This is a genomic window from Bradyrhizobium sp. STM 3809 (assembly GCF_000239795.1).
Classification (GTDB): domain Bacteria; phylum Pseudomonadota; class Alphaproteobacteria; order Rhizobiales; family Xanthobacteraceae; genus Bradyrhizobium.
This window is the reverse complement of sequence record NZ_CAFJ01000289.1, coordinates 1-11,375: the sequence shown is the minus strand read 5'-3', so window position 1 is coordinate 11,375 and position 11,375 is coordinate 1. Positions and strand designations below refer to the sequence as shown.

The 11,375-nt window shown below is 66.9% G+C and carries 10 protein-coding genes; 8 read left to right on the top strand and 2 right to left on the bottom strand.

From position 1 onward, the window contains the following. From oxlT to BRAS3809_RS16430, 5 genes are all read left to right on the top strand, one after another. A partial coding sequence (gene oxlT / locus BRAS3809_RS16450; RefSeq protein WP_035656479.1) for an oxalate/formate MFS antiporter occupies positions 1 to 1,133 on the top strand: 1,133 nt, incomplete at its 5' end. A gap of 219 nt (positions 1,134 to 1,352) precedes the next feature. Continuing rightward, a complete protein-coding gene (locus BRAS3809_RS16445) occupies positions 1,353 to 1,772 on the top strand; it encodes a CBS domain-containing protein (RefSeq protein WP_008963239.1) in 420 nt (139 codons plus the stop codon). A gap of 137 nt (positions 1,773 to 1,909) precedes the next feature. Next, the gene (locus tag BRAS3809_RS16440) at positions 1,910 to 2,878 is read left to right on the top strand and encodes a zinc-binding dehydrogenase (RefSeq protein WP_008963238.1); all 969 of its coding nucleotides are present in this window, start codon (positions 1,910 to 1,912) and stop codon (positions 2,876 to 2,878) included. Between the two features lie 144 nt (positions 2,879 to 3,022). After that, positions 3,023 to 4,411: a cation diffusion facilitator family transporter gene (locus BRAS3809_RS16435; RefSeq protein WP_008963237.1), complete on the top strand. Its 1,389-nt coding sequence runs from the start codon at positions 3,023 to 3,025 to the stop codon at positions 4,409 to 4,411. 208 nt (positions 4,412 to 4,619) lie between these two features. Next, complete coding sequence (locus tag BRAS3809_RS16430) at positions 4,620 to 6,944, top strand: sensor histidine kinase (RefSeq protein ID WP_008963236.1); 2,325 nt, start codon at positions 4,620 to 4,622, stop codon at positions 6,942 to 6,944. Between the two features lie 434 nt (positions 6,945 to 7,378). Here BRAS3809_RS16430 and BRAS3809_RS16425 read toward each other — a convergent pair whose 3' ends face one another. Beyond that, entirely contained in the window at positions 7,379 to 7,930 is a 552-nt protein-coding gene (locus BRAS3809_RS16425) for a DUF4240 domain-containing protein (RefSeq protein ID WP_008963235.1), read from the bottom strand. 182 nt (positions 7,931 to 8,112) lie between these two features. On the opposite strand from BRAS3809_RS16425, the gene BRAS3809_RS16420 reads away from it, so the two are divergent. Beyond that, entirely contained in the window at positions 8,113 to 8,448 is a 336-nt protein-coding gene (locus BRAS3809_RS16420; RefSeq protein WP_008963234.1) for an antibiotic biosynthesis monooxygenase family protein, read from the top strand. Positions 8,449 to 8,604: 156 nt separating this feature from the next. Here the strand turns inward: BRAS3809_RS16420 and BRAS3809_RS16415 are convergent, their stop codons facing one another. Next, positions 8,605 to 9,498, bottom strand: a complete 894-nt coding sequence (locus BRAS3809_RS16415) for a LysR family transcriptional regulator (RefSeq protein WP_008963233.1) — start codon at positions 9,496 to 9,498, stop codon at positions 8,605 to 8,607. Between the two features lie 273 nt (positions 9,499 to 9,771). Here BRAS3809_RS16415 and BRAS3809_RS16410 point away from each other — a divergent pair, with 273 nt between their 5' ends. Further along, entirely contained in the window at positions 9,772 to 10,248 is a 477-nt protein-coding gene (locus BRAS3809_RS16410) for a formate dehydrogenase subunit gamma (RefSeq protein WP_008963232.1), read from the top strand. Beyond that, on the top strand, positions 10,245 to 11,375 hold a 1,131-nt coding region (locus tag BRAS3809_RS16405), incomplete at its 3' end, for a formate dehydrogenase beta subunit (RefSeq protein ID WP_035656475.1). The genes BRAS3809_RS16410 and BRAS3809_RS16405, both read left to right, overlap by 4 nt.

Genomic DNA, 11,375 nt, shown 5'->3' with positions numbered 1-11,375 from the left:
CGATCTTCGTCGTGACCGAGACCTGGCTGGTGCCGGTCGAGGCCTGGTTCGTCGACAAATACGGCCCGCGAGTCGTGATCATGTTCGGCGGCGTGATGATCGCGCTCGCCTGGGTGCTGAACTCCTACGCCGACTCGCTCACTCTGCTCTACGCGGGCGCCGTGATCGGCGGCATCGGCGCCGGTGCGGTCTACGGCACCTGCGTCGGCAATGCGCTGAAATGGTTTCCTGACCGCCGCGGTCTCGCCGCGGGCGCCACCGCCGCCGGCTTCGGCGCGGGCGCCGCGCTGACCGTCGTGCCGATCGCCAGCATGATCGCCTCGAGCGGCTACCAGAGCGCCTTCTTCACCTTCGGCATCGGCCAGGGTGTCGTCGTCTTCATCCTCGCACTCTTCCTGCGGCCGCCGACCAAGGCGGCCCCCGCCCGCAAGAAGCAGCTCAACCTGCCGCAGAGCAAGGTCGACTACACCCCGCCGCAGGTGCTGCGCACGCCGATCTTCTGGATCATGTACCTCGTGTTCGTGATGGTGGCCTCCGGCGGCCTGATGACCGCGGCCCAGATCGCCCCGATCGCGCACGACTTCAAGATCGCCAACGAGCCGGTGACGCTGGCCGGCTTCCAGATGGCGGCGCTGACCTTCGCGATCTCGCTCGACCGCATCTTCGACGGCTTCGGCCGGCCGCTGTTCGGCTGGATCTCGGACACGATCGGCCGCGAGCACACGATGTTCATCGCCTTCGGCACCGCGGCTCTGATGCTGCTGACCCTGTCGAACTACGGCCAGAACCCGATCGTGTTCGTGCTCGCCACCGCCGTCTATTTCGGCGTCTTCGGCGAGATCTACAGCCTGTTCCCGGCAACCTCCGGGGATACGTTCGGCAGCAAATACGCGGCCACCAACAACGGCATGCTCTACACCGCGAAGGGCACCGCTTCGCTGCTGGTGCCGCTCGCGAGCCTGGTCTCCGCCAAATATGGCTGGCAGGCCGTGTTCGTGATCGGCGTGGCGCTGAACGCCACGGCGGCGCTGATGGCGCTGTTCGTGATCAAGCCGCTGCGGCGCGCCTTCATCCTCGGCAAGGAGCCGGCGGTCACCCAGCCTGCCGCGCAGGACGTCCGCACCACGGCCTGATTGCCCGCTTCTTCCCGCGACTGCAGGAGGCGCATCCCCATGCGCCTCCTTTCTTTTTCGGACTCCTGGAATGCCAGATGCCAAAATCGGCGAACATCAGACAGCTTGCCTGACGTTATTTCCCAGAAATTCGCCCTGAAAACTTCGAAATCTGAATTGACTTCTGGCATAACGTATACCAGACTCCCTCTCGTTCGAGACAACAAACGGGAGGGTGCGATGAAGGTCGGAGACATCCTGCGCAACAAGACGGCGCGCGTGATCACGGTGCGAATGAACGAGACCGTCGGCGTCGCGGCGCAGCTGATGCGCGCCAGCAATGTCAGCGCCCTCGTCGTCAAGGACGTCGTGCGCACGGAGGGCAACACGGCCGCCGGCATGTTCACCGAGCGCGACGTGGTGCGCGCGATCGCCGAGCACGGCGCCGCCGGCGTCACCATGAAGGTCTCGCAGCTGATCTCGCCGCAGCGGCTGATCTCCTGCAGCACCGAGGATACGCTCGAGCACGTCCGTCATCTGATGAACGTGCACCACATCCGTCACCTCCCCGTCATCGTCGATTTCGCGCTCGCCGGCGTCATCAGCATGCGCGATGTCTCCACCGCCTTCGACGAGGCGGAGGCGTCTGCCGCGGCCTGATCGAAAGCCCGGGCGCGGCGGCGAGGTTCCGCCGCCGATCGAGTCTTGTCGGGGTGTCGTGTCGCCTGCTAGGCGGCACGGATGGAGGGCGGCGGCACCAGGCCGTCGCCCCGTCTCACCCGACAGGATCCTTCGCGATGAAAGCCTATGTCTATGGCGCCCAGGGCGCCGCGATTACCGACGTCGCCAAGCCCACGCCGAAAGGCACGCAGGTTCTGATCCGCGTGCGCGCCTGCGGCCTCAACCGCGCCGACCTCGGCATGACCAAGGGCCATGCGCATGGCGCCGCCGGCGGCGTCGGCACCGTGCTCGGCATGGAATGGGCCGGCGAAGTCGCCGAGCTCGGTCCCGAGGCCAAGGGCGTGAAGGTCGGCGACCGCGTGATGGGCTCGGGCGCAGCTGCGTTCGCCGAATACACCCTCGCCGACCATGGCCGGCTGTTCCACGCGCCGTCGAACATGAATTTCGACGAGGCGGCCACGCTGCCGATCGCACTCTCGACGATGCATAACGCGGTCGTGACCAACGGCGCGCTGCAGCCGGGCCAGACCGTGCTGGTGCAGGGCGCGAGCTCCGGCGTCGGCCTGATGGCGATGCAGATCGCCAAGCTCAAGGGCGCTTCGCTGGTGGTCGGCTCCTCGACCGACGCCACGCGCCGCGGGCGGCTCAAGGAGTTCGGCGCGGACCTCGCGGTCGATTCCAACGATCCCGCCTGGGTCGATCAGGTGCTGCAGGCCACGGGCGGCCAGGGCGTGGACCTCATCATCGACCAGGTGTCGGGCGCGGTCGCGAGCCAGAATCTCGCCGCGACCAAGGTGCTCGGCCGCATCGTCAATGTCGGCCGCCTCGGCGGCACCCATGCCGATTTCAACTTCGATCTCCACGCCGCGCGCCGCATCACCTATGTCGGCGTCACCTTCCGCACCCGCTCGCTTCAGGAGATCCGCGCCATCTTCGACGAGGTGAGGACGGACATCTGGGGCGCCGTCAAGCAGCGGACCCTGCGTCTGCCGATCGACCGAATCTTTGGCTTCGACGACATCGGCGCCGCCTTCGCGCACATGGAAGCGAACAGACATCTCGGCAAGATCGTGGTGACGTTGTGAAGGCAATCTCCTGAGACTTAGAAGCAATCGAAACGGCGCGCGATCCATGCAGCAAGACATGCAGCTCGTCAGGCAGCTTGTTATGCACCTGGGCCGCGCGATCCCGGCTTTCACCGCAGAGCCTCGGCTGCTACATCCGCGGCTATGAGCGACGCCATCTCCCCCGTCGATTCCGGGAAAGCCCGTGTCGCCGCGATCTCGATCGCGGCGAGCGCGAGCATGGCCGCGGCGAAGTTCATCGTCGGCGTGCTGATCGGCAGCCTTGCGCTGGTCTCGGAGGCGCTGCACAGCGCCGTCGACGTCGTCGCCACCATCATCACCTGGATGGTGGTTCGTGTATCGGACCGGCCGGCCGATGACGAACATCATTACGGCCACGGCAAGCTGGAGAGCCTGTCGGCGCTCGGCGTCATCGCCCTGCTCTACGTGCTGGCCGGCGGCGTGCTGGTGGAGTCGGTGAGCCGGCTGCGCGAGGCGGCCCCGCCCCCATCGCTGTCGATCATTCCGTTCGTGGTGCTGCTGGTCGACATCGCCGTCAATTTCTGGCGCGCCCGCGCGCTGCATCGCGCCGCGCACGAGACCCACAGCCAGGCGCTCGCCGCCGACGCGCTGCATTTCGCCTCCGACGTGCTCGGCTCGGTCGCGGTCATCGCCGGCCTCGCCCTCACGGCACTCGGCTTCTGGTGGGGCGACTCCGCCGCGGCGGTCGCGGTTGCCATCATGATCTCGGTGCTCGGCCTCAGGCTCGCGCGCTCCACCGTGGAAACACTGCTCGACCGTGCGCCGGACGGCGCCGCCGAGAAGGCCGACGCCGCGATCCGTTCGGTCGCCGGCGTCGTCGACGTCGAGCGGCTGCGGGTGCGGCTCGTCGGCGCCACCCATTTCGTCGACGCCACCGTGCAGGTGCCGCGCACCTACCCGATCGACCGCGTCGACGAGATCAAGCGCCAGGCGCAGGCCGCGGTCGGCAAGAGCCTGTCGGAGGCCGACGTCACCTTCACCACGGTACCGGTGGCGCTCAGCAATGAGAGCGTGCGCGAGCGCATCATGGTGATCGCGCGCAACTCCGGCCTCGCGATCCATCACGTCACCGTCCACGACGTCGGCGGCCGGCTGATCGTGGCCATCGATCTCGAGGTCGACGGCGACATGAGCCTGGTCGCGGCGCATGCCATCGCCCACGAGTTGGAGCGCTCGGTCCGCGAGGAGTTCGGCGCCGACGTCGAGGTCGACACCCACATCGAGCCGCTCGAGCCCGAGCTGCCGTTCGGCATCGACGCGCCCGATCAGCGCGTCGCGCTGATCGCCGAGGCGCTGCAGCGCTTCGCCGCCGAGACCGACATGTACGACGTCCACAACGTCCGCGTCCGCAACACCGAGGCCGGCGAGATCGTCAACTTCCACTGCCGTGCCGCGCCCTCGATGAGCGTGCTCAAGGTGCACGACAATGTCGACCACATCGAGCGCGGGCTGCGCCGCGCCTTCCCGACCGTGAAGCGCGTCATCAGTCACGCCGAGCCGCCGCACGGCTGAGGCCCGGCGTCACGCCGCGTTCTCGCTTCGGACTCATCTCGCCGGCTTTTCGCCATGGCAAATCCGCATTGGATAAGATTTATTAGCTTTTGCCAAATCGTTGACTCTCGACAGCCCGACAAATCTGGATTCAAATCGACTTGATTCGGAAGCGGCTGGGGCTCTTTCGAAATTCGGGTATCCAAGGAAAGTTTCGGGGGTCTACAGCATGGCGCGTGCGCATGCCGCGAACGCGTGCGTCCAATCTTCTGATTCCATCAAGGGGTTGGCGCAATCGATCGCGAAACCGGCCTATCAAAGGCTGCTGACTGCTGAGCCGGTATTGCGTCGTGCTGTCCCCACTTTGATCATCGCCTTTCTCGTCACCATCTGCCTCGGCGCCTTCGTCCAGGTGCTCGACCACAGCCGGCAGAAGCGCGGTGCGACCAAGCGCGACCTCGCGGCGATCTCGGATCTGCTCGCCGACCGCATCGGCCATCTCGCCATGCGCCCCGATCGCATCGCCCATATCGAGCATCTGCAGGCGCTGCTGCCGGACCTGATCCCGGCCTGGGGCGCGGCGCCCGGCCGGCACGTCATCGTGACCGGCGCCGACCACCGCATCCTCGCCCGCGTCCCGGTCGATACCGGGCTCGGCGAGAACGACCGCATCCTCGATCTGATCTCGACCGCACAGCTGCTCGCCACGCCCGGCCTGCAGGGCGCGGTCACCGAGATCACCTTGCCGAACGGCCGGCCCGCCTTCGCCGTGTCGCAGCTGATCAAGGCGCTGCCCGGCCGCGTCGTCGTGATCCAGGAGAAGCTCGAGCCGATCTGGGGCTCGGATGCGGCGCTGTCGATCACGCTGTCGGCGACGACGGGCTTCGTCGTCCTGATCCTCGGCTTCGCCTTCCACTGGCAGTCGACCCGGGCTCGCGAGGGCGACCTGATCAACGACGCCGTGCGCGGCCGCATCGACACCGCGCTGAACCGCGGCCGCTGCGGCCTGTGGGACTGGGACCTGTCGCGCGGCCGGATCTTCTGGTCGAACTCGATGTTCGCGATGCTCGGCCTCGACAACCGCACCGACCTGCTCACCTTCGGCGAGGTCAACGCGCTGGTGAACTCGGACGACATCGACCTGTTCGCGATCGCCGACCAGCTCGTCGCCGGCGAGCTGCGCCACATCGACCAGAGCTTCCGCATGCGCCACACCGAGGGCCACTGGATCTGGCTCAGGGTGCGCTGCGAGCTGTCCCAGGGCACCACCGATTCCGGCCTGCACCTGATCGGCATCGCCGTCGACGTCACCGAGCAGAAGAGCCTGGTCGAGAAGACCGTCGAAGCCGATCTGCGCCTGCGCGACGCGATCGAGACGATCTCGGAAGCCTTCGTGCTGTGGGACTCCAACAACCGCCTGGTGCTGTGCAACTCGCACTTCCAGAAGCTGCACAAGCTGCCGGACTCCGCCGTCGCGCCCGGCACCTCCTATGAGACCGTGATCGAGGTCGGCAAGATGCCGGAGATCCGCACCCGGCTGCACGACAGCAGCCAGCAGGCGCAGGGCGGCCGCACCTTCGAGGCGCAGCTCGACGATGGCAGCTGGCTGCACATCTCCGAGCGCCGCACCAAGGACGGCGGCTACGTCTCGGTCGGCACCGACATCACCCGGATCAAGGAACACGAGCAGAAGCTCGTCGACAACGACCTGCGGCTGCGCGCCACCGTCATCGACCTGCAGCGCTCGCAGACCGCGCTGGAGCGCCAGGCGATCGAGCTCGCCGACCTCGCCGAGAAGTACTCGCAGGAAAAGACACGGGCCGAGGAAGCCAACCAGACCAAGTCGAAATTCCTCGCCAATATGAGCCACGAGCTGCGCACGCCGCTCAACGCCATCATCGGCTTCTCCGAGATCATGGGCTCGGGCATGTTCGGCTCGCTGGGTTCGGAAAAGTACCAGGAATATTGCCACGACATCCTGACATCAGGTCAGTACCTGCTGGAGGTGATCAACGACATCCTCGACATGTCGAAGATCGAGGCCGGCCGCATGAAGCTCGACATGGAGCCGCTGGACCTCGCCAAGACGCTGGCGGAGTCGCTGCGCGTCGTCTCCGGCCGCGCCCAGGACAAGAGCCTGGTGCTCGACGCCGACATCGAGGGCAGCATCCCCGTTGTCGCCGACCGCCGCGCCACCAAGCAGATCATGGTCAACCTGCTGTCCAACGCGGTGAAGTTCACCCCCGAGGGCGGCCGCGTCACGATGCGCAGCCGGGTGTTCGAGGACAAGGTGGTGCTGATCATCGCCGACACCGGCATCGGCATCCCCGCGCAGTCGCTCGCCCGGCTCGGCCGCCCCTTCGAGCAGGTCGAGAGCCAGATGACCAAGACCTATCACGGCTCCGGCCTTGGCCTCGCCATCGCCCGCTCGCTGGCACAGCTGCACGGCGGCTCGATGCGCCTGCGCTCCCGCCTCGAACACGGCACCGTCGTCCGCGTCACCCTCCCCCGCGACGCCTACAAGGCCACGGCGAGCATCTCGGTCGCGGCGTGAGCGGCGCGCGCTGACGGAGCTCCAAGCGCGCCTCCGTAGGGTGGGCAAAGGCGCGCCCACGTTTTGCGACGAGCCGGGCTCTCGCCCGCGCCGTGCCCACCGCGCCTTGCGCGGCGGACTAATCATTTGCAGCTAGCGCAGTGCCTGTGACTGCGCCCTCTCCCCCAAGCGAAGCAGAGCCTCGCCAGGGTGGGAGAGGGCATCTAGGACGGTGCAGCAAGCGAGGTTGGGTAAGGGTCTCTCCACGAGCGCACCTCGCTGAGAGATACCCCTCACCCGACCGAGCACGTGGATGGGCCGTGCATGCCCTCTCCCGCAAGGGGAGAGGTTATCAAGCAGCCGGCGATAGCCGGCACTTCCGGTTCTGCGCCCTAGGTTCCGTCGCGGCGTCCTTTTCTCAGGCGCCGCGAGAGATCCGCCTCCCATCGCCGAACTCACAGCGGGCTCTCCCCGAAGCGCTGCCACAGTTTCGGATAGCGAGCGGCCAGATGCGCCTCGTCCTCTTCGAGCGGGTCGCCGGTGGGTTCTGGTCCGCCGAGCCCCGCCTCCGGCTCGGAATGGTCGCGCACGTCACCCTCCCCGCCGCTCTCACGAAACACCCGGTTGGCGACGTAATAGATCTCTTCGAAATCCCAGGCGCCGCCAGGCCCGGCGGCGCCGTTGAACTGCGCCAGACTGTCCGGATCGGCCATGGCGGCCTCATAGACATCCTGGCCGCGCGTTACGAGCCAACGGCGAAAATACTCGAAGCTGTCGTCGGAGCAGCCGCCATGAATGACGTAGGCGGCGCCCCAGAGGTCCCAGCTATAGGCCTGATTGAGATAGCGGCGGAAGGCGACCTCGAAGCCGATAATCTGACCCAGCGACAGCTCACGCAGCGCCGCAGCGAGCGCCTCGCACTGCGCGGCAGGATCGCCGCCCGATGCGGCCCCTGCCCGTCCGATGATCGACCAGAACTGATCGGCTGGCATGGCTGGCGCAGTCATGGCATCTCCCCTCTTGGCAAACCAAACACGATCGTGCCGTTTGCCGTTCTAAGGCAGCAAGTTTGGAATTCCAAGAAAGCGACCCGCTCAGCGCAGAGGCCACGATCGCGAACAGCAATTTTCGCCAAGCGCACGTTGCGGACGCATGCGATGACCGGGGCCGTCATTGGCGGAGAACAAACATGCTCAAACGGATCTGGCGCGGCTGGACCACGCCTGCGAATGCCGACGCCTACGAGGCGCTGCTGCGCTCGACGATCTTTCCGGGCATCGAGGATCGGGCCATCCCGGGCTTCATCGGCATCGAGCTGCTGCGCCGGCCGCTGGCGGCGGAGGTGGAGTTCATGACCATCATGACGTTCACCAATGAAGATGCCGTCGTCCGCTTCGCAGGAGCGTCGCGTGATCAGGCCGTCGTGCCACCGGCGGCGCACGTGCTGCTCGGGCGTTACGAGGCGCAGTCGGCGCTCTACGATGTCCGCGTCCCCTCTGCTCGCGATGGCGCGCCACAACCGTAGGGTGGGCAAAGCGACGCCGAAGGCGGCGCATGCCCACCGTCGTTCGGCAGAGCGGCGGACGCCGGTGGTGGGCACGGCGCGGGCGAGAGTTCGAGGATATGGCTAGCCGCTGGGCGCGCCTTTGCCCACCCTACTCGGAGAACGCCGTCGCGCCCCTCACGCCTGCAGGCTCGGCGCCACCTCGCGGGCGATTTGCACCAGCGATGCGATCAGCGGCGTCATCGGGTCGCGCTGCGGGATGACCAGGCCGATCTGATAGTTGATCACGGGATCGGTGATCGGGATCGAGCGCACCTTGTCGGCAAGCCCCAGCGTCTCGGCGAGCTTGGCCGGCATGACGCTCGCCCAGCGGCCGGTCTTCACATGGGTGTAGAGCACCAGCAGCGAGTTCGAGGTCAGGGTCGGCGTCACCTCGTTGCCCGCGGCCTTCAGCGCGCGGTCGATGATGCGGCGGTTCTGCATGTCCGGCGTCAGCAGGCACAGCGGCACCTGCCCGACCTCCTGCCAGGTCACCTGGTCGCGATCGCCGAACATCGCGTCGGGCGCGGTCAGGAGCCGGTAGCTCTCGTTGTAGAGCGGGATGGTGCGGACGCGGCCGATCGGTTCGTTCTCGATGTAGGTCAGGCCGGCATCGACCTCGAGGTTCTCCAGCAGGCCGAGCACATCGGCCGACGTGCACGACATGATGCGGAACCGGACCTCGGGATGCTTGGCGCGGAACGGCGTCGTCAGCGACGCCACCATGCCGAGCACGGTCGGCACCGCGGCGATCCGGATCTCGCCGGACAGCTTGTCCTTGAGGCCGTTGATCTCCTGGCGCATCGCGCGGAAGTCGCCGACGATGCGGCGCGCCCAGTCGAGCGTCCGCTCGCCCTCCGGCGTAAAGCCCTGGAACCTGGACCCGCGCTGCACCAGCATGACGCCGAGGATTTCCTCGAGCTGCTTGATGCTGGTCGACATCGTCGGCTGAGTGACGCCGCAGGCCTCGGCCGCGCGGCCGAAATGACGCTCCTTGGCCAGCGCCAGCAGCAGTTCGAGCTTGTCGATCAAGAGGTCGGCCTTCCCGGGTTGAAAGACCCGGTTCCGCACGTTTTGAGCGCCTCCGGGCAGGCAGAAACCCTATCACGGCGAGGTGTCCCGGGACATGGTAAAACGCGGCCGCAAGCGGGCCGCGGGAACGCCGGTTTTTCGTCAACTTGTAGCTATCTCACGATTGCGTTTCGCTATCGCAGCACGGGACTGCTTTATTGATATCTTGAGCAATTCCAATTTGGATGTGCGAAACGCTTGCAACGCAGAATCGGGATTAGGACGACGCCCAGGATGACGCCGATGTACGAAAGTTGGGACGCGGCGCGCGGCGCCGAGATCATCGCCGAACATAGCCAGATGGAGGGAGCAACCCTGCCCATCCTCCACGCGTTGCAGGAGGCGTTCGGCTACGTGCCCGAGGATGCCATTCCGATGATCGCATCCACCCTGAACCTGTCACGCGCCGAGGTTTACGGCGTGTTCACCTTCTACCACGATTTCCGCGCCAAGAAGGCCGGCCGTCACGTGCTCAAGCTGTGCCGCGCCGAGGCCTGCCAGGCGGCCGGCGGCGATGCGCTGGCCGCTCGTGCCGAGGCCAAGCTCGGGATTGCGCTCGGCAACACCACGGCCGACGAGCGCGTCACGCTCGAGCCGATCTACTGCCTCGGCCTGTGCGCCACCGCCCCCTCGGCGATGATCGACGGCCGGCTGGTCGGCCGGCTGGATGAGGCCCGGATCGATGCCCTCGTCTCGGAGGCCCAGCGATGAGCGTGCGTCTCTTTGTCCCGTGTGATGCCGGCGCACTCGCCGTCGGCGCCGATGAGGTCGCCCACGCGCTGCACAAGGCGGCGCTGGAGCGCAAGCTCGATCTTGAAATCGTCCGCAACGGCTCGCGTGGGTTGTACTGGCTGGAGCCGCTGGTCGAGCTGGAGACGGCCCAGGGCCGCTTCGGCTTCGGTCCCGTGACCGCCGATGACGTGCCGTCGCTGCTCGACGCCATCATCGCCGACAAGTCGCACAAGCTCTCGCTCGGCCTGACCGAGGAGATCCCGTGGCTGAAGCGGCAGACCCGCCTCACCTTCGCCCGCTGCGGCATCATCGATCCGCTCTCGCTCGAGGACTACCGCGCTCATGGCGGCTACAAGGGCCTCACGCGGGCGCTGACCTTGTCGCCGGATGCCGTCATCGCCGAGGTCACCACGTCGGGCCTGCGCGGCCGCGGCGGCGCGGGATTCCCGACCGGCATCAAGTGGAAGACGGTGTCGCAGACCGCGGCCGACCGCAAATACGTCATCTGCAACGCCGACGAGGGCGACAGCGGCACCTTCGCCGACCGCATGCTGATGGAAGGCGATCCCTTCGTGCTGATCGAGGGCATGACCATCTGCGGCATGGCGGTGGGCGCTACCAAGGGTTACATCTACACGCGCTCCGAATATCCGCACGCGATCGCCACCATGACCAAGGCGATCGACATCGCCAAGAAGGCCGGCCTGCTCGGCGACAAGATCGCGGGCTCCAACTACACGTTCGATCTGGAAGTGCGCACCGGCGCCGGCGCCTATGTCTGCGGCGAAGAGACCGCGCTGATGGAGAGCCTCGAAGGCAAGCGCGGCATCGTCCGCGCCAAGCCGCCGCTGCCCGCCCATCACGGCCTGTTCGGCAAGCCGACCGTCGTCAACAATCTGCTGTCGTTCGCGGCGATCCCGTTCATCCTCGATGAGGGCGCCAAGGCCTATGCCGATTTCGGCATGGGGCGCTCGCGCGGCACGATGCCGATCCAGATCGCCGGGAACGTCAAGTTCGGCGGCCTGTTCGAGACCGCGTTCGGCATCACGCTCGGCGAGCTCGTCGACGACATCGGCGGCGGCACCTTCACCGGCCGTCCCGTCCGC